This window comes from Aquiflexum lacus, assembly GCF_015476655.1.
In the GTDB taxonomy this organism is placed as follows: Bacteria; Bacteroidota; Bacteroidia; order Cytophagales; family Cyclobacteriaceae; genus Aquiflexum; species Aquiflexum lacus.
Genome location: NZ_JABFHF010000018.1, coordinates 46503 through 69892, shown reverse-complemented (window position 1 = coordinate 69892; position 23390 = coordinate 46503). Strand labels below are relative to the sequence as shown.

General features: G+C 38.9%; 19 protein-coding genes. 12 read left to right on the top strand and 7 right to left on the bottom strand.

Annotated elements, in window-relative coordinates:
• Positions 1 to 71: 71 nt before the first annotated feature.
• From HMJ38_RS16120 to HMJ38_RS16095, 6 genes are all read left to right on the top strand, one after another.
• Positions 72 to 1553, top strand: coding sequence for a M14 family zinc carboxypeptidase (locus HMJ38_RS16120; protein ID WP_194975450.1), 1482 nt, complete (start codon positions 72 to 74; stop codon positions 1551 to 1553).
• A gap of 76 nt (positions 1554 to 1629) precedes the next feature.
• Positions 1630 to 2187, top strand: coding sequence for a LemA family protein (locus HMJ38_RS16115; RefSeq protein ID WP_194975449.1), 558 nt, complete (start codon positions 1630 to 1632; stop codon positions 2185 to 2187).
• Positions 2184 to 4082 (top strand): DUF2207 domain-containing protein, encoded by a 1899-nt coding sequence (locus HMJ38_RS16110; RefSeq protein WP_317174542.1) that lies wholly within the window; start codon positions 2184 to 2186, stop codon positions 4080 to 4082. Before HMJ38_RS16115 ends, HMJ38_RS16110 begins: the two co-directional genes overlap by 4 nt.
• 61 nt (positions 4083 to 4143) lie before the next feature.
• Positions 4144 to 4875, top strand: coding sequence for an SIMPL domain-containing protein (locus tag HMJ38_RS16105; RefSeq protein ID WP_194975448.1), 732 nt, complete (start codon positions 4144 to 4146; stop codon positions 4873 to 4875).
• Positions 4876 to 4996: 121 nt separating this feature from the next.
• Positions 4997 to 5218, top strand: a complete 222-nt coding sequence (locus tag HMJ38_RS16100) for a hypothetical protein (protein WP_194975447.1) — start codon at positions 4997 to 4999, stop codon at positions 5216 to 5218.
• On the top strand, positions 5215 to 5589 hold the full coding sequence (locus HMJ38_RS16095) for a type II toxin-antitoxin system VapC family toxin (RefSeq protein WP_194975446.1): 375 nt from the start codon (positions 5215 to 5217) through the stop codon (positions 5587 to 5589). Before HMJ38_RS16100 ends, HMJ38_RS16095 begins: the two co-directional genes overlap by 4 nt.
• 238 nt (positions 5590 to 5827) lie before the next feature.
• Here the strand turns inward: HMJ38_RS16095 and HMJ38_RS16090 are convergent, their stop codons facing one another.
• The 5 genes from HMJ38_RS16090 to HMJ38_RS16070 form a co-directional block, all read right to left on the bottom strand.
• Positions 5828 to 7009 carry a DUF4221 family protein gene (locus tag HMJ38_RS16090; protein ID WP_194975445.1) on the bottom strand — a complete coding sequence of 394 codons (1182 nt, stop codon included), beginning with the start codon at positions 7007 to 7009 and terminating at the stop codon, positions 5828 to 5830.
• 26 nt (positions 7010 to 7035) lie between these two features.
• Positions 7036 to 8112 (bottom strand): 6-bladed beta-propeller, encoded by a 1077-nt coding sequence (locus HMJ38_RS16085; RefSeq protein WP_194975444.1) that lies wholly within the window; start codon positions 8110 to 8112, stop codon positions 7036 to 7038.
• A 199-nt stretch (positions 8113 to 8311) separates the two neighbouring features.
• On the bottom strand, positions 8312 to 9886 hold the full coding sequence (locus HMJ38_RS16080) for an Rne/Rng family ribonuclease (RefSeq protein WP_194975443.1): 1575 nt from the start codon (positions 9884 to 9886) through the stop codon (positions 8312 to 8314).
• Positions 9887 to 10067: 181 nt separating this feature from the next.
• On the bottom strand, positions 10068 to 10886 hold the full coding sequence (locus tag HMJ38_RS16075) for a tetratricopeptide repeat protein (protein WP_194975442.1): 819 nt from the start codon (positions 10884 to 10886) through the stop codon (positions 10068 to 10070).
• A gap of 21 nt (positions 10887 to 10907) precedes the next feature.
• Positions 10908 to 11216 (bottom strand): HU family DNA-binding protein, encoded by a 309-nt coding sequence (locus HMJ38_RS16070; RefSeq protein WP_194975441.1) that lies wholly within the window; start codon positions 11214 to 11216, stop codon positions 10908 to 10910.
• A gap of 160 nt (positions 11217 to 11376) precedes the next feature.
• Here HMJ38_RS16070 and mutY point away from each other — a divergent pair, with 160 nt between their 5' ends.
• The 5 genes from mutY to HMJ38_RS16045 all read left to right on the top strand — a co-directional run bounded on the left by mutY (position 11377) and on the right by HMJ38_RS16045 (position 20726).
• Positions 11377 to 12450, top strand: coding sequence for an A/G-specific adenine glycosylase (gene mutY, locus HMJ38_RS16065; protein ID WP_194975440.1), 1074 nt, complete (start codon positions 11377 to 11379; stop codon positions 12448 to 12450).
• Between the two features lie 51 nt (positions 12451 to 12501).
• On the top strand, positions 12502 to 12945 hold the full coding sequence (locus HMJ38_RS16060) for a single-stranded DNA-binding protein (protein WP_194975439.1): 444 nt from the start codon (positions 12502 to 12504) through the stop codon (positions 12943 to 12945).
• 63 nt (positions 12946 to 13008) lie between these two features.
• The gene (gene gldE, locus HMJ38_RS16055; protein ID WP_194975438.1) at positions 13009 to 14358 is read left to right on the top strand and encodes a gliding motility-associated protein GldE; all 1350 of its coding nucleotides are present in this window, start codon (positions 13009 to 13011) and stop codon (positions 14356 to 14358) included.
• 400 nt (positions 14359 to 14758) lie between these two features.
• Complete coding sequence (gene gltB / locus HMJ38_RS16050) at positions 14759 to 19249, top strand: glutamate synthase large subunit (protein WP_194975499.1); 4491 nt, start codon at positions 14759 to 14761, stop codon at positions 19247 to 19249.
• A gap of 1 nt (position 19250) precedes the next feature.
• Positions 19251 to 20726, top strand: coding sequence for a glutamate synthase subunit beta (locus tag HMJ38_RS16045; RefSeq protein WP_194975437.1), 1476 nt, complete (start codon positions 19251 to 19253; stop codon positions 20724 to 20726).
• Between the two features lie 155 nt (positions 20727 to 20881).
• Here the strand turns inward: HMJ38_RS16045 and HMJ38_RS16040 are convergent, their stop codons facing one another.
• Complete coding sequence (locus HMJ38_RS16040) at positions 20882 to 21337, bottom strand: Spy/CpxP family protein refolding chaperone (RefSeq protein ID WP_194975436.1); 456 nt, start codon at positions 21335 to 21337, stop codon at positions 20882 to 20884.
• Between the two features lie 205 nt (positions 21338 to 21542).
• On the opposite strand from HMJ38_RS16040, the gene HMJ38_RS16035 reads away from it, so the two are divergent.
• Entirely contained in the window at positions 21543 to 21983 is a 441-nt protein-coding gene (locus tag HMJ38_RS16035) for a gamma-glutamylcyclotransferase family protein (protein ID WP_194975435.1), read from the top strand.
• Positions 21984 to 21985: 2 nt separating this feature from the next.
• Here HMJ38_RS16035 and HMJ38_RS16030 read toward each other — a convergent pair whose 3' ends face one another.
• On the bottom strand, positions 21986 to 23329 hold the full coding sequence (locus HMJ38_RS16030) for an NAD(P)/FAD-dependent oxidoreductase (RefSeq protein ID WP_194975434.1): 1344 nt from the start codon (positions 23327 to 23329) through the stop codon (positions 21986 to 21988).
• Positions 23330 to 23390: the final 61 nt, after the last annotated feature.

Sequence of the window (23390 nt, the reverse complement as noted above, 5' to 3'; positions counted from 1 at the left end):
TTGAGGCAAAAGTAAATTTATTTTTTTGCTTAAGTTCCTAACTTAGGAAATTAAATTAACTCAAATTCCCAATGAATAAAGATAGTTCTATTAAATTATTGCTCAGTGTTTTTCTTCTTATTCTTCATTTAACTGTTTCCTGTGAACAGAGAGTGGCTATTCCAAACATAGATGTTCCTGTTTTAGAATCTGCATACGAGAAGTACAAGGAGAAAAGTGTTCAGGCCAGAAGATTCAAAAATGCAGATGTCATCCATTTGGTGAAAGACCGAAAAGGTGATTTTGAAGTTTTAGAAATAGGTAAATCCGTAGAAGGAAAATCCATCTACCAAATGACCATGGGAAATGGCCCGACCAAGGTCATGTTGTGGTCACAGATGCATGGAAATGAAGCAACCGCTACCATGGCTTTATTTGACCTCTTCAATTTTTTGGAAGGCAAAGATGATGGATTTGACAACCTGAGAAACAACTTGAAGGAAAAACTTACCCTGCGCTTTATTCCCATGCTCAATCCTGATGGAATGGATCAATGGAACAGAAGAAATGCCCTAAATATAGACCTGAATAGGGATGCTGCCCAACTTACCTCTCCAGAAGCGGTAATATTGAAAAATGCCAGAGATTCATTTTCTCCTCATTTTGGCTTCAATTTGCATGATCAGAATATCTATTACACAGCAGGAGAAAATCCAACTCCAGCTGCAATTTCAGTTTTGGCCCCTGCCTACAATTACGAAACAGAAGTCAATGACATCCGAAAAAAAGCCATGCAGGTCATAGTAGGTATGAACAGAGTCGTTCAGGAAGTTGCCCCGGGGCATGTTGGGAAATATGATGATGCCTTTGAGCCCAGAGCTTTTGGAGACAATATCCAAAAATGGGGTACGAGCACGATTCTTATCGAATCCGGGGGATATCCAAATGATCCGGAAAAGCAGTATATCAGAAAACTGAATTTTATGATTATCCTCCATGCCCTCCAGGAAATTGCCGATCAGAGCTATGAAAGCTATTCCCTTGATGATTATTATGGGATTCCTGACAATTCTACCAGATTGATGGATGTCCTGCTCAAAAATGTATCCATGAATAAGGGTGACTTAAAGTATAAAGTGGATCTAGGTATCCGACAGCGGGAAGTAGATGCACATGATTCCTACTATGTCAACGGAGCGATAGAAGATTTGGGAGATTTGTCCATTTTCTATGGTTTTGAGGAATTGGACGCAACAGGTATGGAAATAGTAGAAGGCAAAATTTATGAGAATGAATTTGAAAAACTCTCAGACATTACTCCTGAAAAAGCTTTCGAATTGCTCAAAGAAGGGTTTCTAGCCGTGAAAGTAAAAGAAGCAAGCGATTGGGAATTGTATAATTTGCCCATTTTGGCGTTGCAAAATTCCGCCTCGATCCCTTTTGATATCCGTATGGGTGGAAGTACTAATTTTTACCTTGCTGAAGGAGGAGTATTGAAATATGCCATTGTCAATGGTTACCTCATCCCTCTTGATGCTCAACCTAAAAATGGGTATAAACAGCGGGTTATGTGAGATTACCTACTAACCAATCAAATTTGAAAACCCAGCATTTCTTTTTATATTGATTTCGAACTTTAAAAATAAGCCTATGACTGTCACCCTAATTATCGTTGCTCTTGCAATTCTTTTAGCATTTTATGTCATCAGTATTTACAACAGGTTGGTAAAATTAAGGACTACTGTTTCAGAAGCATGGAGCGGCATTGATGTTCAGCTGAAAAAGCGATATGATTTGATCCCAAATCTATTGGAAACGGTAAAAGGCTATGCTACCCATGAAAGAGAAACCTTGGACAGCGTCACACAAGCACGGACTGCCGCCCAATCAGCCCAAGGCGTAGCGGAGCAACAGGCCGCTGAAAACAACCTAAACCGATCTCTTATGGGGTTGTTCGCTGTAGCTGAAAGGTATCCTGATCTAAAATCCAACACCAATTTTCTTCAGATGCAAAAAGACCTTGCTTCCATTGAACAGGATATTGAACGGTCGAGGCGATACTACAATGGTTCCGTGAGGGATCAGAATATTTTGATTGATTCTTTCCCAAGTAATCTGGTAGCCAATAATTTTGGATTTCAGAAATCCGCGTTTTTTGAACTTGACAGTATCACCGAGCGAAGTGTACCAAAAGTCAGTTTCAAGTGAAAAAGCTATTTTTTTTCTTTCTTACATCTGTTTTTGCCTTTTCTCTTCATGCCCAGGAGGAATACATCAGGTCATTCCACTCGGATTTGCAGGTAGATGCTTCAGGCATGCTGACCGTTACTGAGACCATCGAAATTTATGCTGCCGGCGATCAGATCAGAAGAGGGATTGTGAGGACCTTGCCTTTGTCCGGCACGGATTATCGTTATAAAACTGTCAAAACCGATTATAAGGTCATCCACGTAAAAATGAATGGCGGGGACAGTCCTTATGATACAGAAAAGAAGCAGGGAAAATTGTTTATCAATGTTGGTGACGATAGTTTTTTGGAACCTGGCTGGTATACTTTTCAAATAAAATATACTGCGGAAGGGCAACTGGGCTATTTTGAGGATTATGATGAGCTGTATTGGAATGTGAATGGCTTTGGCTGGGATTTTAGAATTGCAGGCATTTCAGCAGCTGTCCAAATTCCTCAAGAAGCGGAATTTTTACAATCTTCTTGCTATACAGGATATTCAGGCTCTACTGAACAAAACTGCAGTACTGAAACGCTTCCCGATGGTAGAATGATGTTCAGGGCAGAAAACCTTGCTTCCGGGCAAAATCTCACCATAGCAACAGGATTTACCAAAGGAATTGTAAGTCTTCCTCCCCCGCCTACTTTTTTTGAACAGTTTGGTTTATTGATATTTACATGTATTATGACCTTAGTCCTTTTGGTCTATTACATCTATACCTGGCAAAAGTATGGGGTGGATCCACCCAGCCCAACTGTCATCCCTGAATTTAACCCTCCATCCGATTTGTCCCCAGCTTCTTTGGGTATGCTTCATAAAGGATATTTTTGGGGAGAGTTGATATCTGCTTCTATTGTACACTTGGCTGTGAATGGGTATTTGAGAATTGAAGAAAAAAGCAAAGATCAGCTCTTTGGATTATTTAAATCCACCGAATTCCATTTGGTAAAAATAAAGGAGGGTGATGATGCTTTGCCCAAAGAAGAGCGGAAGCTGATGCAATATTTTTTCACCAATAGCAATATCGTGGTCATTGATGGAAAATACAGCAGCCATTTTAAAAGTATGTATCAGGCCTATATGAACAGTTTGGTGACGGAGCATAAACCTTTTTTAACACAGGGGAGCAATTGGAAATTTTGGTTTGGTCCCGTTTTTATTTTTATAATTTATGCTTTGGTGGCAAGAAGATTTGATTACAATTATTATGGTCCACCAACAACGCTGGATTTTAATATTGGAGACATTCCAATACTTCCTCTGGCTATTTTCTTTGTGGTTTTTATCAGCATTTCTCTTATAAAAAAAAGGGGGACAAACTGGTTGTTTTTTTCCTTGATAGGGATGTTGTTTTTGGGGGGTTCTTTTTATTTATTTTCCAATAGTGCCATTTCACTGAATAATTTTACGCTTATTGTTTTTATTGTTTTCGCAGTCATTTCTTTCTTCACCTATATCTATCTGATCCGTAGGCCAAGTGAAGAAAAATTGGATTTAAAGGCAAGAATTGACGGCTTCAAAAGGTATTTGAGTGCTGCTGAAGAAAGACAACTTCAGATGTTCAATCCTCCAAAGTTGACTCCCGAAGTATTTGAAAAGCTCCTTCCGTACGCCATGGCATTTAAAGTGGACAAAATCTGGGGACAGAAATTCCAAACCTTAATGGAAAGAGCCAGCCTTCAAAACCAGCACCGCACTTCTTGGTATTCGGGCTCCCGGGCATATTCCTATGGTGCATTGGGGAATCATATCAACAGATCCCTTACCAATTCCATCAATCGTTCCTCAGGCACGAATAGCAGCGGCGGCAGTGGATCATCAGGTGGAGGTTCTTCCGGAGGTGGAAGAGGCGGCGGAGGCGGAGGCGGACGTTGAGTTCAATTTAACAATATGGTATATTATTGTAATTTTAAGGAAGTAATTCATTTCCGCTACTATGAAAAAACATCTTACCGCTATCATTTTTGCCTTGTCCATCATCATTGCAGCAGCTATCTTGGGCAATGCCATTATCAACAGAAATAAAAAATCAGGTACGGTCGATGTCACTGGTTTGGGGCAACAGAATTTCACATCAGACCTTGTGGTATGGGAAGGGAATTTCAGTAGGGAGAATTATGAAATCAAAACAGCCTATTCTGATCTTGAAAAAGACCGGAAGGCAGTCACAGAATATTTGGTGGCCAAAGGCATTCCCAAAGAACAGATTATTTTCAAAGCGGTGAATACCAACCCTCTTTATGATCAAAATTACAGCAGCAATGGAAATTTTATGGGCCAGACTTTCAAGGGTTACCAATTGAATCAGTCCCTTCAGATTGAATCCAAGGAAGTGGACAAAGTAGAGCAGATTTCGAGAGAGATAACCGAATTGCTGCTTCAGGGAGTAAAATTCTATTCACAGCCACCCAGATATTATTACACAGAATTGGAAAGTCTGAAAATCGAAATGATTTCCAAAGCCACAGAAGATGCAAGGCTAAGAGCAGAACGGATTGCTGAAAATTCAGGATCAAAACTGGGTAGATTGATCTCCGCCAATATGGGTATTTTTCAGATTACAGGTCAGAATTCCACAGAGGATTATTCATGGGGTGGGACTTTTAATACTTCCTCTAAAGAAAAAAGCGCATCGATTACGATGAGGCTGAGTTATGGGGTGAGGTGAAATCACCCTCTGTTAAACTAATTTGAAATTAGGACATCTTGATTTACTGATATTTTGAAAACAGGGGTTATAAGGTTAATTTGGATATTCGTAACTTTATCAAAAAGAAATGGAATTGACAATGGATATTAAATTTGAACAATTGGTTGAAATCGTAAGTCAACTGCCTGAAGATTTGAAAGAGAAACTTTTTGAATCGGTAAATCAGAAAGAAAAAACCAAGAGATCAGCTTCGAAAGAAGATTTTCAAAAGCTAATCTTAAAGGCTCCTACATGGACAGATGAGCAAATAGAGGCTTTCAAAAATGCCAGAAAGCATATTAACCTCTCAAGAATAGCATGATACTTTTAGATTCATCGGTGTTGATCGATCTTTTTAGAAAAAAAGATAAGTCAAAATCTTATTTTTTTGAATTATTGTCGGAGGAAAATGGTTTCGCAATTTCAACCATCACACAATATGAGATTGGTATTGGAAATAAGCTTTCTAACTCTGACTTTTGGAATGAATTATACAATAAGCTAACCATTTTACCTTTTGACCAAAATTGTTCAATAGTTGCAATTGATATTTATACTTTTTTGAAAAAGCAAAACAAATTGATTGATTTGGCAGATTTACTAATTGGAGCTACAGCAAAATACCACAATATTCCTTTAGCCACTTTAAATAAAAAGCATTTTCAAAGAATTGACGGACTAGTTTTAATTTGATTATTTTAATCTGACTATCCCGATTACAGGATTTTGCTCTTCCTTTCAAGCATTTGTAAACCCAATTGTTTTTACATAATAGAATGTGTCACTGCTGGCATCCAATAAATTAAGAACTACAGGATCACCTTCATCATCAAGTGGCTCCCCTTTGAAATTATAGGCCTTTGAAGTTAATTTTTGATCAATAATATGACCTAACTATTTTACTGGATTATTTGCTTTCAGAGTAATTCTATTATTCCTTGGTTATGGATAATACCACAAAGCACATCTCGTCATTCATATTCTCATAAATCCAGATATTACCATCCTTGGCAAAATGCTTAGGAAACTGGCCTGAAAATGATTTTGTGAGTTTTTTGTCCAAGCCAGGCACTTGTGCTTCTCCAATAAGGTTTAGGCCCTTATCTAAAACTGACAAGAAAATTCTAGATTGGACACCAGACCGGTTTTCGGAATTGGAGGGTAAATCCATATAAGAAAATCGATAAAAAACCTGGTTTTGCTCATCCCAAAAAGGAGGTAAGAAATGTATCTCCTGATAGAATCTGGCTAGTTCCGCATCCAAGCTTTCCTCAGTTTCATGCTCCAATTGGTAATTAACGATTTTTTGATTAACGGTCAACTGACTGTTGAAGTTTTTCACATAAAGTGAATCCTTAGTTGTATCATAAATTGCCATTGAGCTTATTGTCGGATTTGATAAAACCACTTTATTATCGAAACCTTTCAAGGCCACACTTGGTCCACTTCCGAAGCTGCTCTTCCCAATCCACAAAGTAATGGCATACTTCGATAGATCATGAAAATCAGGCAAAGAGACTCTTAAAACATCATAGGTTTCTACATGAAAAACACCCAATTCAGTGGCTTTAGAATCCCAGCGATTGATCAAAGCGTAAAGCTTTTCGGCTTTTTTATCTAGAAAGGTATATTGACTGATGTACTCACCACCTGACATTAGGTCATTTTCTAAAAAGAAACTATCATACCGTATACTCATCAGTTTATTCCCATCAAATGCAAATAATGAAGTCCCCCTCATATCTGTGATGGTGAATTGATTTTCATTTCTGATTTCAAATCCACCAAAAACATCCCCAGTCCCATTTGGGCCCTCTTTCTCGAAGGGGATCTTTTCCTCAAGTACCAGCCGATCCAAATTGATTTTCTCTAGGGTATGGTCATCCATATTGAAGTTCAAAAGGTATTTTCCATCCACACTAACATCAGCAGTCTGTAATCCATATTTCAAAAAAATAATCTCCTCACCGGCATCCACCATAAGGGTATCAATTAAGAATTCAACATCCTTCAGATATCCCCAAGCTAATTTTCCAACAGGCTTTGAGCAGGAGAAAAGGATTTCAAGAAGTAGGAAATAAGAGAATAGAATATTTTTTTTATTTGTAGGCATTATTACGTGGGTCAAATACTTCAAATTTAATTCCTTAAAGATGGCAAGCGATACATCACGATCAGCGGATTTTTCTCCTCAATTCCATCCTCATTCCTATGTATGGAGTAAAACACATCTTTATTCAATGGCTTTGGAATCATTTCATGTGTCATCTCCTGATCAAATAATTGCCTTAAATGAATTAGGGGACGATTGTTTTCCAAATCAATTACAATAAAAAAGGAACGATAGTCATATACAACATGTAAAAACGCATTTTTATCGGACATCACCACTTGGCTTATTCCCAATTGAAGTGTGTTGTCAAATCCAGTGAAATGTAGCAAGTATTCAGGAACCAAATAATCCTCCTCCATTCTAAAGATCGTGTCTGTGTCACTATGCGATGATATATCTCCCCGAATGATTGGCATATAAAACAAGATTGCGTTGTTTACCCGACTTATTATCCTAAGGATTGGATGGATAATTGTGTAATTTGAATGATAGCCGTAAAGTGGCCTTTCCCAGTTTTCAATTTCTAGGGTTTTGGGTTCAATTGAGCTTATCACCACCTGACGAGGCTTTTCCTTGGTACCATTAAGCGTCTCCTGAACAACCAGAAGGGTATCATTTTCTATATAGAAGGAGATAGGATGCCCCGGCAGTTTATTGCTTGTCGATTCAAATTTTCCTTCGAGGTTATAGGAAATCACGGTCATTTTTTGCCAATCTGCCACAAAGACAACATTTTCCTTTTCATCCAAGTGAATCGCATAGGGCATAGTATATTCATCTGGCCCCTCTCCCTTCTCCCCGATTTTCCCGAGAAAACTACCATTGTTGTCAAATTTTAAAAGTCCGTGTACTCTGTCCGATAGGAGAATGAAGTTTTCTGAGAATACTATATCTTGGATTGCAGTAAGGGGAGGATTTCCCGGAGCTTCAAGGTTTATGGTGTCCAGAATTTCAATCTGCAATCCTAGGGAATCTCCCAACAAAAAATCCTTCCTGATCTCTATTGTATTGATGGATACTTTGGTATCCACATGGTCTTTATTTCCACAATTTTGCAAAAGGGAAAAGGAAAGAACCAGCAAAATCAGATTAGAGTATTTCATATTCCATATTAGAAAGTCTGCCCGATGAATCTTTTAGGAAACTCATTTAACTCTACAGTTGCGATGTCCTTAAAAAGCGGTAATTTCAATTAAAATAATAGTTAAAATCTTGATAAGCAAATATTATCAAAAAATTAGTCATAAAAACACTTAGCCGAAAATGTGATTACGGGCCAAAAGTCTAAAAAAAAAGCGAGACTTATTCAGTCTCGCTTTTAACTACAGTTAGTTCTATTTCTTCTCCGGATTCATCTAGGAATCTGTACTCCGTCACTGGGAGGGAAGAGTCTTTTGTCAGTCTAACCCACTTAAAGTATTTGAAAAACCACCTTACTCTCGGGGAAATAAACCCGTTGGTAAAATACGCATACAGGTAAGGGTGTAATCCTATTTGGATGTGGGAAACATTCTGGATAGTAGCAATATGCTCGAGGTCTTTTTCCAATTGATCCGCCACCAAGATGGAGGCTTGGATCTTTCCTGTACCGTTACATGACGGACAGGTTTCTTTGGTGACAATGTTGACTTCAGGTCTTACGCGTTGTCTTGTAATCTGCATCAGACCAAATTTGGTCAGTGGCAGGACAGTGTTTTTGGACCTGTCGTCTTTCATCTCTTCCCGCATCGCATCATAAATGGCTTTCTTATTATCAGCCTTTTTCATGTCGATGAAGTCAATGACGATGATACCTCCCATATCCCGGAGGCGTAATTGTCGGGCAATTTCTTTGGCTGCGACCAGGTTGGTTTTTAAGGCCGTCATTTCCTGTTCGCTTTCTTGGTTAGACTTGTTCCCACTGTTGACGTCTATGACGTGAAGGGCTTCGGTATGCTCAATGATGAGGTATCCGCCCTGTGGGAGACTTATGGTCTGACCAAACAAGCTTTTGATTTGCTTCTCTATTCCAAAATTTTCAAAGAGCTTCGCTTTTCCGTTGTAAAGCTTAACAATTTTTTCCTTTTCAGGGGCAATAGATCTGATGTAAGACCTGATTTGATCATAGATCAATTCATCCTCTACGGTGATTGCATCGAATGATTCGTTGAGCAGGTCTCTAATGATAGAGGACGCCATACTCATTTCTCCGATTACCTTGTCGCGGCCTTTTGCTTTGGCCAGTTTTTTCATGCCATCTTCCCACGTAGTATAAAGGTTTCTCAAGTCTTTGTCAAGTTCTGTGACTGACTGACCTTCTGCTACTGTTCTGATGATTACACCAAAATTGGCTGGCTTGATAGAAGTGATTAAGCGGACCAGTCTTTTTCTCTCGTCCGCACTGCGTATCTTTTTGGATACGTTGACAGTGTCAGAAAAAGGTACTAAGACTATGTATCGACCGGCAATGGAGAGCTCACACGATAATCTTGGGCCCTTGGTAGAGATGGGTTCTTTGACCACCTGCACCAATACTTGATTGTTTTTAGAAAGGACATTGGAAATTTTCCCAAGCTTTTCTATATCAGATTCTTTCTCAAAACCCTTTAGGTTAAGATTTGAATAGTTATTGTTGCGTACAATCTTTGTAAATTTGTTAAGGCTGTTGATCTGTGGACCCAAATCCTGATAATGCAGGAAGGCATCCTTTTCATAACCTACATCAATGAAAGCTGCATTCAGCCCATTGACAATTTTACGGACAGTACCCAGATAAATATCCCCGACCTTAAACTGATTTTCTCCACCTTCTGAGTGGATTTCGACCAGGCTTTTATCTTTGAGAAGGGCTATACGACTACCGGTTGGAGCAGAATCAATTAATAATTCTGTGCTCAATCGTGTCTGGTTTTATATGTTAATGAACGTTTACTTTAAAAACTCAAAAAGAAGAAGTGTATTACTTCTTCTTATGTCTGTTTTTTCTAAGTCTCTTTTTACGCTTGTGCGTGGAAATCTTATGTCTTTTTCTTTTTTTACCGCAAGGCATAGTTTTAAAGATTTAAAGTGGAACAATTATTTATAGCCTTCCCAGATAACTCTCCACACTTGCCAAAACCATTTGGTCTGAGGTCATGTTTTGCACTAGCTGAAATTGCTTTTTGGCTTTATTATTTTGTTTTGTCTCGAAATAACTTACTCCAAGGTAAAACTGACCTTGAACATTGTCAGGATGATAACGTACTAACTCCTCAAACCGTTCAGCTGCCCTTTTATATTGCCCTGATTGCATAGACAATACGCCCATGTTATAGAGACCGTCTTCATTTGCAGGATCTTCTTCCAAAACTTCTCTAAGCATGGTAATTCCTTGCATTGGACTGGGAGAGGAAACATAAGTCATCGCAACTTTTGTTTTGAGGTCTAATCTTTTTGGATCTTTATCCAAAACTTTATTTAGGTAGGTTCTTGACTTTTCTGCCATCAAAGCTACCTTTTGTTCGTCCATGGCAAAACTGTAAGCATCATAGTAAGCAGAACCTGCTTTTTCCCAACTTTCAATGGTTTCGGTTTTGAGTGCGGCTTTTTCCAAGAAAAATGCTGCGCTGTCAAATTTTCCCGCTTGGGTGTACAAAGATGCTAATTCCTCAGCCAAAGATGCATATTTTTCCTTACTTTCTGTCTTTTCCAAATCTGACGACAGCATATCAATAGTATTCCTTTCCTCTAATCCTAAGGGGGCATCGTGGATTTCTTCCACATTGGTATCTTGTCTGTTTTCACCTTCGCTGATTAAGGCGTTTCCTTCATCATTGTCAACAATAAATCTGGGTAGGGAAAACAAAACAACGATACACGCTATCCCAAGGACTGATACTATGATTTGGGATTTTTTCATAAGGAAAAACAGCTCTCAGGATTAATCCTGAGGAGCAAGTTCTTTAATTTTCTTACTGTTTTTAATTTTCTCAACAAACACTTTAGAAGGTTTGAAGGCCGGAACATAATGCTCATCGATTACAATGGCTGTGTTTTTAGAGATGTTACGGGCGATTTTCTTGGCTCTCTTCTTGTTGATGAAACTTCCGAAACCTCTTACGTAAATGTTATCTCCCTCTGCCATGGAATCTTTTACTACTTTGAAGAATGCCTCAATTGTTTGAGTCACATCGTCTTTCTGAATTCCAGTTTTGTCTGAAATTTTGGTGATTACTTCTGCTTTAGTCACTGTATGATGAATTTAAATTGTTATCCAATAAGCTTAACGACCTATTAACCAACTGTTTTTGGGACTGCAAATTTAAAGGAAGCATTTCAATATAAAAACAAAATGTTCAAAATTAGATGGAATTGTTTAACATTGCCTTAATACAATAATAGTTGTCGTTTTGAGTTACAAAGCTTTTGTCCATAGATTGTTGGAGTGGTATCCCCTAAATAAACGGGATTTGCCTTGGCGAAATACCCAAAACCCATATATCATTTGGTTGTCTGAAATAATTTTACAGCAAACCCGGGTCGCACAAGGTCTCCCATATTTTGAGAAATTTCTCAAAAATTACCCAAATGTTGATGATTTGGCATTTGCACCGACTGAAGAAGTGATGCGTCATTGGCAGGGTTTGGGATATTATAGCCGTGCCAGAAACCTTCACCAATGCGCCAAAGATATCATCGAACAATATCAGGGTGAGTTTCCCAAAACTTACAGAGATCTATTGAAACTGAAAGGTGTCGGTAGCTACACCGCAGCAGCAATTGCCTCATTTGCTTTTGAAGAACAGGTTGCTGTCGTGGATGGAAATGTCTTTCGGGTCTTAGCCAGGTATTTTGGTATTCCAACAGATATTGCAAGTGGTCCTGGCAAGAAGGAGTTTGAAAATCTGGCCAATAAGCTCATCCCAAAAGATAATCCCGGAGAGTATAATCAGGCAATAATGGAATTTGGCGCATTACAATGTGTGCCCAAAAATCCGGATTGCGAAAATTGTCCAGTAAAAACAGGTTGCTTTGCTCGAAACAATCAAATGATTGAAAAACTACCTGTCAAAATCAATAAACTTAAAATCAGAGAACGACATTTCAGATACACCTATATAACGTGTGGACATGAGTTGATTGTTAAAAAAAGGGGGGGAGGTGATATTTGGCAAGGGCTTTATGATTTCCCATTAGAGGAATCCGACATAAAATTTTCTTCCGATCCCGATAATGTCCTTTTAGCTAGTGACTTGAAAGATTTTGTGACAGGCATTGTCTACAATTCTGAAAAAACCTATAGACATATCCTTACCCATCAAAGAATTTTTGCAAACTTTGTAAGATATTACATCAATGAAAGTTTTCGTGAAGAGTTAAAAAATTGGGCCGATAGAAATGACTTTCAGTTGGTTAGTATAGAAAATTTTGAAAATCTGGCGAAACCCAAATTGATTTCAAAATTTTTGAACGATGAAAAATAATCTTTAAATTTATACAGTAACTTTTTGTTAAACCTTTAAACAAACACAATTATGGCCGGAGTAAACAAGGTAATTTTATTGGGCAATTTGGGGGCAGACCCTGAAGTAAAGCATTTGGAAGGTGATAAAGTTGTCGCAAATCTTAGATTGGCAACTACAGAAGCCTATAAAGACAAGACAGGTAACCGTGTTGAAAACACGGAATGGCATGACCTCGAACTTTGGGATGGTCAGGCAAAAATTGCCGAACAATATCTCAAAAAAGGAATGCAACTTTATGTTGAAGGCAAAATCAAATCTGATTCTTGGCAGGACGAACAGGGTAACAACAGAAAAAGGATCAAGATCAGGGTACTCAGTTTTACCATGTTGGGTGGAAAACCTGAGGGAAGTTCTCCTTCGGGAAATAGCGGCAATTATTCAAATGCCTCATCTTCTAGTCCTGCACCTCAGGTAGCGGAAGCCTCTGTTGAAGATGATGATTTACCCTTCTAATTCAAATAGTTGAAGATTTGAGCCAGAATTTATTAATTTTGCAATCATAATGCTAATAAATTAATGGACGACCCATACCCGAGTCTTTTATTGCTGGCTGAAACCAGTCCGGTTTCAGCCAGTTATCTCCTGATAAATGCAGTTATTTTTATCTTGCTGTTAATTTCATCCGGGTTAGTTTCCGGTTCAGAAGTGGCTTTTTTTTCATTAAACTCAGATGATCTTTCATCTTTAGATGAAAAATCCGATAAAAGAGTTTCTAAAGCTATACACCTCGTAGAATCACCCAAGAATTTATTAAGCACAGTCCTCATCCTGAACAACCTGATCAATATTGGGATCGTAACGCTGACGACGTTTTTATCATGGAACATTTTTGGGTTAGGAGCAACAGGCATTGTTATTATTTTGGTCCAAACTATCGGAGTCACTTTCGCCATTGTCTTCTTTGGTGAAATAGTGCCAAAAGTTTATGCCACCAAAGCAAAAGTGGAATTTTCACTTTTTATGGCCCCATCCATTTATTTCTTTTCTTTATTACTCAGACCAATTACAATTTTCCTGATGTCTATGAGCAATTTCATAGAAAAAAGAATTGAAAAAAAAGGTTACTCACTTTCTGTTGATGAACTAAACCAAGCTTTGGAAATTACGGGAGAAGATACTTCCGAAGAAGAAAAAGATATCCTGAAAGGAATTGTAAATTTTGGAACCTTGTCAGTAAAACAGGTCATGCAGTCAAGGATGGATATTACTGCTGTGGAAATTGAAACGGATTTCCACGAATTGATGGACAAAATCAATAAAAGCGGCTATTCAAGGATTCCGGTATTCCGGGAGACCATTGACAGCATCGAAGGAATTCTCTATATCAAGGACCTCCTGCCACATGTTGAAAAGGATGAAGATTTTGAGTGGTCAAACCTTATCAGGAAAGGTTTTTTTGTGCCAGAAAACAAAAAAGTGGATAGTCTGCTGAAAGATTTTCAAAAAAAACGTGTCCATATGGCCATTGTGGTGGATGAATATGGAGGCACTTCCGGTCTGGTAACCTTAGAGGACCTTATTGAAGAAATTATCGGCGAAATCAATGATGAATTTGATGATGCCGAGGACTATTATTTTAAAGAACTTGATCCTAACACCTATATTTTTGAAGGAAAAATCTCACTGAATGATTTTTCCAAAAAACTGGATCTTGATCCACAGATTTTTGACGAAGTGAAAGGAGAAAGCGAATCCCTAGGCGGTCTCTTGCTGGAAATTAATTCCAATTTGCCCAAGAACGGTTCGAAAATTTATTTTGAATCATTTGAATTCACTATTTTGGCTGTAGATACCAAAAGAATCAAAAAAGTAAAAGTCCATCTGAAATCTGATGAAAAAGAAATGGAAGGTCATAACCTCGACTAAAAAAACCTCTTCTCTCTTTTGTTGGTTTTTGAAAAATTTACAGAATTATATTTTTAAAGTTAATAAGGACAACATTTCGTTAAATGATTTATTAACAAAAACCATATAAAACATCTAAATTATTTTTAGATTTTCTTGATACCACCGATATATGAAAAATTCATGTAAAAGATTCATATTTTGGTTTATTTAAAAACCATATTTTCTAAGTTCAACAAGTTTTTATAAATTTTTGCTTGTATTTTTAACCAAATTTAATTTTTTGTTAATGATAAAATAGGGTTCGATTATATATAAACTATTTATTACAAAGCCACTTTCATTGCATCAATTTTAATAAAAAGAAAATTTTTTGTAATTTTTGCAACTCAAATTAATAAACCTATTAAATCAAATGATGATAAATCAAGGATTATATCGTGATACTTTCGAACACGATTCCTGTGGGATTGGGGCTGTAGTGAGTGTTAAAGGCAATAAGAGTCATGAGATCATCAGCGATGCTCTTTTTATGTTAAGCAACATGGAGCATCGAGGTGGCCGGGGCAGTGACCCGAAAACAGGGGACGGGGCAGGAATTCTGATACAGATTCCGCATCCTTTTCTAAAGGAAGTAACATCAAGGGCTGGATTTCAAATTCCAGATGAGGGTAGTTATGGTGTCGGAATGACTTTCTTTCCAAAAAACAAACAGCTTTATAAAAAATCAAAAGCACTTCTGAATAAAATTATAGCGGAATCCGGCTTCAACTTATTGGGATACAGGGATGTTCCCGTAGACGAAACAGTGCCGGGGTCGGGAGCACTTGAAGTCATGCCTAATATTGAAATGGTTTTTATAAGCCATCAAGAGGGCCTGCAAGGAATCGAGCTTGAGCGAAAGTTATATGTATTGAGGAATTATTCATCAAGAACCATCAATGGGAATATTCCCGGGGTAAATTCGTCATTTTACTTTGCCAGTTTTTCTGCATTTACCTTAATCTATAAAGGACAATTACGAACTGATCAGGTTCTGCCATTTTATAAAGACCTGCAAAACAATAAAATCACCTCTGGACTGGCCATTGTCCATTCCAGATTTTCTACCAATACCTTCCCCAATTGGAGATTGGCGCAGCCTTTTAGATACCTTTCACATAACGGTGAAATCAATACCATCAGAGGTAATCTCAATAAAATGAAGTCAAAAGAGACCTTGATGAAGTCTGCTCATTTCACTGATGACCAATTGGCAAAACTGATGCCCGTCACTAATAAGCATCATTCGGATTCAGCCAATCTAGACGCCATGGTGGAGTTATTGACCTTAAGCGGAAGGCCCCTGCCACATGTAATGATGATGATGGTCCCTGAAGCTTGGCAGGACAACCAAATGATGGACAAAGACAGAAAGGCATTCTATAAATTTCATGCTTCTTTGATGGAGCCTTGGGACGGGCCGGCAGCACTGTTGTTTACAGATGGAAAATCTATAGGAGCAACCTTAGACAGGAACGGATTAAGGCCCTTGCGCTATTTTATTACAAATGATAACAGGTTGATACTTTCATCAGAGGCTGGTGCTTTACCAATTAGGGAGGCAACTATTACCGAAAAGGGTCGAATAAGCCCTGGAAGGATGCTATTGGCAGATCTTCAAAAAGGAAAAATCTTCTTTGATGATGAGATTAAAGCCAGTATCTGCGACAATAAGCCTTACGATAAATGGGTAAGGGAAGAAAGGCTAAAACTTCGTTTAATGCCCGATCCGGAAAAACTGGAATACCCCTATACAACGGAAGACATCAAAAAAAGACAAACTATTTTTGGGTATACTTCGGAAGAAATCAAGGTTGTGCTGTCTCCAATGGGAGAATCCGGCTATGAAGCTATCGGTTCTATGGGTGCTGATACACCCTTGGCCGTATTGTCCAAGCAAAGCCAGCATATCTCCAATTACTTCAAACAGCTGTTTGCACAGGTTAGCAATCCACCAATCGATCCTATCAGGGAAAGACTTGTTATGTCCCTATTTACCAGAATTGGGGAAAGTCATAATATCTTGGCAGAGAGTCCGCGACATTCAAGACAAATCCATATTTCCCAGCCGGTATTATTGAACCATGATTTGGAAAAAATCAAAAACCTGGAGGATGAGGGCTACAGGTCTGTCACTTTATATGCTCATTTTGAGGCAAATCACAAACCCGGAAGTTTACTTGAAGCCTTAAATCAATTATGCAGGGAAGCAGAAGGGGCCATTTATGCCGGAAAAAATGTGATTATCATATCAGACAGAAATAGTTCTGAGTCAAAGGCACCAATACCCTCTCTTTTAGCAATAGGTGCGGTACATCACCACTTGGTCAAAAAGAAATTAAGGACCAGGGCAGGTTTGGTGGTTGAAGCAGGAGATATCCGTGAAACCCATCATTTTGCCACAGTCATTGGTTATGGTGCTTCTGCCATCAATCCTTATATGGCTTTGGAAACACTTTTACACCTTAATGAAAAAGGTGCATTTGGAAAAGAATTGAGTCAAAAGCAATTATTTCAAAATTATCAGACTGCTATCGGTAAAGGTTTGTTGAAAGTGTTGTCCAAAATGGGAATCAGTACGCTACAATCTTATCAAGGTGCACAGATTTTTGAAGCAATTGGCTTAGGGCCTGAGGTAATTGACAGATGCTTTAGAGGAACAGTAAGCAGAATCAGTGGTATTTCATTTGATGAACTGGCCGAAGAAGTATTGATCAGGCACCACGCTGCCTACCATACCGAAAGTCCAATTTTGGAAGCAGGAGGTGTGTACCAATGGAAAAGAAGGGGAGAGAAACATTTATTTAATCCTGAAACCATCCATTTATTACAAAAATCCACCCGTCTCAATGACTATGCTTTATATAAAAAGTTTGCCCAAAAAATCAATGAGCAGACCAAAGATGCCCTGACATTAAGGGGGCTTTTTGAATTCAAAAAGAGAATATCCATTCCCTTGGAAGAAGTGGAGTCAGTTGAGTCCATTATGAAGAGATTTGCCACAGGAGCAATGTCCTTTGGCTCAATATCACATGAGGCCCACAGCACCCTAGCCATTGCCATGAACCGAATTGGGGCTAAGAGCAACAGTGGAGAAGGCGGAGAAGATGAAATTCGTTTTGAAAAAAAAGATAACGGAGATTGGGAAAGATCGGCCATCAAACAGGTCGCATCCGGTCGATTTGGCGTTACCAGTAATTATCTCACCAATGCCGAAGAATTACAGATCAAAATGGCCCAAGGAGCCAAACCTGGAGAAGGTGGACAGCTACCCGGGCATAAAGTCGATGATTGGATTGGAAGGGTTAGGCATTCAACCCCGGGCGTTGGATTGATTTCTCCGCCGCCACACCATGATATTTATTCCATAGAAGATCTTGCTCAGCTGATCTATGATTTGAAAAATGCAAACAGAAAAGCGAGAATCAATGTGAAATTGGTATCTCAAGCAGGAGTGGGTACAGTGGCTGCCGGAGTGGCAAAAGCACAATCAGATGTAATCCTGATTTCAGGTGCAGATGGAGGTACCGGTGCTTCTCCCCTAAGTTCAATCAGACATGCGGGATTACCATGGGAGCTTGGACTTTCGGAAGCACATCAGACCTTGGTCAAAAATAATTTGAGAAGCAGGGTGGTCCTTCAAACAGATGGACAACTGAGAACGGGAAGGGATATTGCCATTGCCACCCTATTGGGTGCTGAAGAATGGGGCATTTCTACCGGTGCCTTGGTAGTGGAAGGCTGTATCATGATGAGGAAGTGCCATTTGAACACATGCCCTGTGGGTATTGCTACCCAAAATCCTGAACTGAGAAAACTATTTACCGGAGATCCTGACCACGTTGTCAATTATTTTATGTTCCTCGCACAAGACCTAAGAGAGATCATGGCTTCACTTGGTTTTTACAGTATTGACGAGATGGTGGGACAGAGTGATGTACTCAAGGCAACCGGAAACATGAACCATTGGAAATGGGACAAAGTGGATCTGAGTCCGATATTCCATAAAGTGGAGGTTCCTGACCACGTGGGTATACATAAGCAGATTGACCAAGAATTTGAATTAAAAAAGGTCCTTGACAGGAAACTGATCAAAGAAGCAATTCCCGCTTTGGAACAAGCCAATCATGTGAGTGGAAGCTTTAAAATCAAAAATACCGACAGGACTGTAGGTGCCATGTTGTCCAATGAAATCTCCAAAATTTACGGTAGTCCAGGACTACCGGACGACACTATCCAATATAAATTTAGCGGTTCCGCCGGTCAGACTTTTGGAGGATTTCTTACCAAGGGTGTAACCTTTGAGCTGGAAGGAGAGTCCAATGACTATTTTGGCAAAGGGCTTTCGGGAGGAAAATTAATCGTTTACCCGAGTAGGAATTCAAATTTTGTAGCACATGATAATATCATCATCGGAAATGTTGCTTTTTATGGCGCTACTTCAGGCCAAGCCTTCATCAATGGTAAAGGCGGAGAAAGGTTCTGTGTAAGAAACTCAGGAGTCAAAACAGTAGTTGAAGGTATTGGAGACCATGGATGTGAATACATGACAGGAGGTCTTGTCATCAATTTGGGAGAAATAGGTAGAAATTTCGCAGCAGGAATGAGTGGAGGAATTGCCTATATCCTCAAAGACTATATTTATTTGATCAATCAGGAAATGGTGGATTTGGATCCTTTGAATGAAGACGATTTTGTCACCATCAAAGATCATTTAAAAGACCACAGAGAGTTGACAAATAGCCAATTGGCCGGTGAATATTTGGACAATTGGGATGAATACCGAGAGCGGTTTATCAAAGTGATTCCAAGGGATTACAAAGAAGTATTGAGAAAAAAAGCATTGGAAAACACAACAACATTAGTGTAAGATGGGAGCGAAAGAAGGATTTATAGTATTCAAAAGGGAGCTGCCCGAAACAAGGACTCCTGAAGAAAGAACTAACGATTACAAAGAAATATATAAGCCGTTTGATGGAGAAAAACTGAATCAACAGGCTGCAAGGTGTATGGATTGTGGGATTCCATTCTGTCATCAAGGGTGTCCCCTTGGCAATGTGATCCCCGATTTCAATGATGCGGTTTACAGAAATGAATGGGAAGAGGCTTTCCATATCTTAAGGAGCACCAATAATTTCCCTGAATTTACGGGAAGAATTTGTCCTGCCCCTTGTGAGGCCTCTTGTGTTTTGGGAATCAATAAAGACCCTGTAGCCATTGAACTGATAGAGAAAAATATTGCTGAGAAAGCCTATGAGATGGGGTTTGTGGTACCAAAACCTCCAAAATCAAGAACAGGAAAAACAGTAGCAGTGATCGGTTCAGGACCTGCAGGATTGGCTGCTGCCGATCAACTCAATCAGGCGGGTCATGAAGTGACAGTATTTGAAAAGGACCACAAAGTGGGTGGACTATTACGCTATGGCATCCCCGACTTCAAAATGGAAAAATGGGTAATTGACAGAAGAGTAGCGGTGATGGAAAAAGAAGGGGTCATATTCAGTACCAATACTGATGTGGGTTTCAATATCAAAGCGGACAATATCCTAAGGAATTTTGATGCTGTTATTTTGGCAACAGGTGCCCAACACCCCCGAGAACTTAAAATAAAGGGGGCAGATCTTAAAGGAGTCCATTTTGCAATGGAGTTTTTGGGAAAACAGAATCAGGTAGTGGGTGGCGAGCTACAGGAAAATCCCATTTCGGCAGAAGGCAAACATGTAATCGTCATCGGCGGTGGAGATACAGGTTCAGATTGTATTGGAACCTCCAATAGGCATGGTGCTGCTTCAATTACGCAATTGGAGTTATTACCAAAACCACCAAAACAAAGGACTATCCTGAATCCATGGCCAGAATGGCCGATGACGTTGAAAACTTCTAGTTCTCATGAAGAAGGAGCGGAAAGGGTTTTCTCTATACTGACCAAAGAATTTATCGGCAACGAAAATGGTGAGGTCACAGGATTGGTTTTGGTAGATTTGGAATGGAAAGAAGAAAATGGCAGGATGCAGTTTGTGGAAGTTCCCGGAACCCAAAGAACCTTACCATGTGACCTTGCATTCTTGGCCATAGGTTATACTGGACCTGCTAAAAATGGATTATTGGAGGCTTTTGGTGTACAGATCTTGGAAAACAGCCTGCCTAAATCCAAAGAATACCAAAGTACAAATAAGAAGGTTTTTCTTGCAGGAGATATGCGGAGAGGCCAATCACTTGTAGTATGGGCTATTTCTGAAGGTAGAGAAGCTGCCGTACGTGTGGATGAGTATCTTCAAGGGACTTCATTTTTACCAAGAAAAGATGAAGGATATTATGAAGTGGAAGAAGAGATGCTGTCAGAATAAATTTCGATAAATAAACCTAAGATAAAAAGTAAGCGTAGTAAGTTTAGTTTATTGAGAAGTTGTTCCCTGATTTTAGGAAAAGCTTCAGCAAAAAAGAGCAGGTCAATGACCTGCTCTTTTGTTTTCAAAATTAACCAACCTTCGTCTATGAAATTCTATTTATTTGCTGATGCACCGGTTCCTCTTCCTCCTCTGAATCCGCCTTTTCCATTCTTAGTGCCCCTTCTCTGATTTTCTCTTTTATGCATTTGTTGCCCTTTTTCTCCATTGGATTCTTTCAATTCCGACCATTTGGTTTTTTGTTCAGGTGTCAGGATTGATTCGATTTGCTCATTTTGAGCTTTTCTCGATTCTTGCATTTCAGTTCGTTTGGCTTCTCGTTCAGCCCTCATAGCTTCCATTTCAACCTGCCTTTTTTGGGCGTTTTCCAAGTTGATCTGGTAAACCTGCTCTTTTTGTGTTTCAGTCAGTTCCAATTCTTCTGACATTCGGTCCGTGGCTTTTTCAGCCCTTTGTTCGGGAGTGGAAGCCTCTCTTTGTTGGCCCCTTTGTGCAGATGCATTGGCAAATGTCAAAGAGAAAATTGTGGCAATTAATATTAGCTTTTTCATGGTTTTATCTTTTTCTGTTTTAAATTAATCTTATAATTCAGCAGATCGATTTGTGAATTTTCCCGGGTATTCATCTTCTCCTTGCTGAGTTATTGTTGATTAGACAGAGTCTTTTATCGAAGGTTTAAGCAAGGGTCATGAATAAAATGTTAATGAATCTTAAAATAATGATGGCGACTTTAACCAATTATGTTTAAATATGGCTATGGAAAAATTTTACTATTTCGGCTATGCCAGTAATCTGCATCAAGCAACTTTGGATAGTCGACTTAAATTTAAAGCTGAGAAAACCGCAGTAGGCGTACTGCCGCATTTTGGATTTAGATTCAATCATTTGAATGATGATGGTTCAGCAAGGGCCAACATCGTACCTAGTCAAAATGAATCAGTATATGGTGTGATTTATGAAATCAGCTCGGAAAATTTTGATCATTTCCTGACCTCTGAACCAGGATATGATTTTGTTAAAAAAGAAATATTTATTAAAAATGGCAAGATTGAGGCTTACACCTTCTTGTCTACCAAAACTGAAATAGGGATATTTCCAAAGGAAGATTATTGGCAGACCATCATTCTAGGAGGCAAAGAGCATAATCTTCCAAATGGCTATTTGGCTCAGATCATCAATCGAGTGGGAAAAGTTTAATTTCAGTCCTCATAGTCTTTTTCTTCCAACATCCACTGTCTTTTGAATTCTTTGACATATCTAGGTCGGATCAAAAGCCTAAGACTGGGATCAAAGGACAGGTACTTCCAAGACCAAGTCAGGAAAACCATAAGTTTGTTTTTTACACCCAAAATAGCCATTAGGTGTACAAATAACCAAACAAACCAAGCGAAAAACCCATGAAAACTGACAAAGGGTAAATCTACGACCGCCATTGATTTACCTACAGTGGCCATAGAACCGAGGTCTTTGTACCTAAAAGGTTTCCAATCCTTGTTGTTTAATTCTGCTTTGAAATTCTTTGCAAGATTAGCTGCCTGTTGAATGGCTACTTGGGCTACTTGGGGATGACCATTTGGAAATTTTTCCTCAGTTTGCAAACATTGGTCACCTAAAACGAAAATATCTTTTTCTTGAACTAACCGATTGAACTCATCCACCAAAAGTCTTCCATTTGGTGCTCTTTGTTCTTTCTCAACACCTATCAGAGAATTGGCCTTAATTCCTGCCGCCCATAACAATGTTAAGGTGTTTATGGATTCTTTATCTTTTAATTTAACCGTTAGCCCATCATAATCTTCCACCATGGTATTGAGCATGACTTCAACTCCAAGATTTCGAAGATATTCCAGCGCCTTTTCCCTCGATTTGGGCAACAATCCCCCTAATAATGAGCCTCCGGCCTCAATCAAAATTACCCTCATATTCTTGAAGCTAAGCTGAGGGTAATCTCTTGGTAGGACTTTGTTTCTGAGTTCTGCTATAGACCCGGCAAGTTCTACTCCAGTAGCCCCTCCCCCGACTATAACCACATTCATGATTGGTTTTCTGTCCTCTTCATTTGAAAGGTTTACAGCCCTCTCATAATTGGAAATAATTTTATTTCTAATATAAAGTGCTTCGGAGGTGGATTTCATTGGAGCACAGAATTTTTGAATATTCGCATTCCCAAAATAGTTGGTGTTTGCTCCTTGGGATAAAACAAGGTAATCATACGAAAGTGAACCCAAATTGGTGTACAGCTGCTTGTTTTTCTTATCCACTTCTTTTACTACAGCCATCCTGAACACAATATTATCGGTTTTGTGAAAAAGTCTTCTCAAAGGAAAAGAAACTGCACTTGGGGATAATGCTGCGGTGGCTACCTGATACAGCAAGGGCTGAAACATGTGATAATTGTTTTTATCCAAAACAACCACCTGAAAATCAGAATGCGCAAGTTTTTGTGCCAATTTTAGACCAGCAAAGCCTGCCCCGACAATTACAATTCTTTTATAGTTTGGATTTGGAATGTTAGGTATAGATTGGATTTCAGAAACTGTCATTCTAAAAATTTATTTAAATTAAAACTATTGTAAATCTATCAATTTTTCGCAAATCCCGGGC

Excerpts from the sequence above, each read along its gene's own strand:
- HMJ38_RS16060 (WP_194975439.1), top strand. The coding sequence starts at position 12,502 with ATGGCCGGAGTAAACAAGGTAATTTTATTGGGCAATTTGGGGGCAGAC.
- HMJ38_RS16030 (WP_194975434.1), bottom strand. The coding sequence starts at position 23,329 with ATGACAGTTTCTGAAATCCAATCTATACCTAACATTCCAAATCCAAAC.
- HMJ38_RS16075 (WP_194975442.1), bottom strand. The coding sequence starts at position 10,886 with ATGAAAAAATCCCAAATCATAGTATCAGTCCTTGGGATAGCGTGTATC.
- HMJ38_RS16045 (WP_194975437.1), top strand. The coding sequence starts at position 19,251 with ATGGGAGCGAAAGAAGGATTTATAGTATTCAAAAGGGAGCTGCCCGAA.
- HMJ38_RS16100 (WP_194975447.1), top strand. The coding sequence starts at position 4,997 with ATGGATATTAAATTTGAACAATTGGTTGAAATCGTAAGTCAACTGCCT.
- HMJ38_RS16040 (WP_194975436.1), bottom strand. The coding sequence starts at position 21,337 with ATGAAAAAGCTAATATTAATTGCCACAATTTTCTCTTTGACATTTGCC.
- HMJ38_RS16105 (WP_194975448.1), top strand. The coding sequence starts at position 4,144 with ATGAAAAAACATCTTACCGCTATCATTTTTGCCTTGTCCATCATCATT.
- HMJ38_RS16085 (WP_194975444.1), bottom strand. The coding sequence starts at position 8,112 with ATGAAATACTCTAATCTGATTTTGCTGGTTCTTTCCTTTTCCCTTTTG.
- HMJ38_RS16090 (WP_194975445.1), bottom strand. The coding sequence starts at position 7,009 with ATGCCTACAAATAAAAAAAATATTCTATTCTCTTATTTCCTACTTCTT.
- HMJ38_RS16115 (WP_194975449.1), top strand. The coding sequence starts at position 1,630 with ATGACTGTCACCCTAATTATCGTTGCTCTTGCAATTCTTTTAGCATTT.
- HMJ38_RS16095 (WP_194975446.1), top strand. The coding sequence starts at position 5,215 with ATGATACTTTTAGATTCATCGGTGTTGATCGATCTTTTTAGAAAAAAA.
- gldE (WP_194975438.1), top strand. The coding sequence starts at position 13,009 with ATGGACGACCCATACCCGAGTCTTTTATTGCTGGCTGAAACCAGTCCG.
- HMJ38_RS16120 (WP_194975450.1), top strand. The coding sequence starts at position 72 with ATGAATAAAGATAGTTCTATTAAATTATTGCTCAGTGTTTTTCTTCTT.
- HMJ38_RS16035 (WP_194975435.1), top strand. The coding sequence starts at position 21,543 with ATGGAAAAATTTTACTATTTCGGCTATGCCAGTAATCTGCATCAAGCA.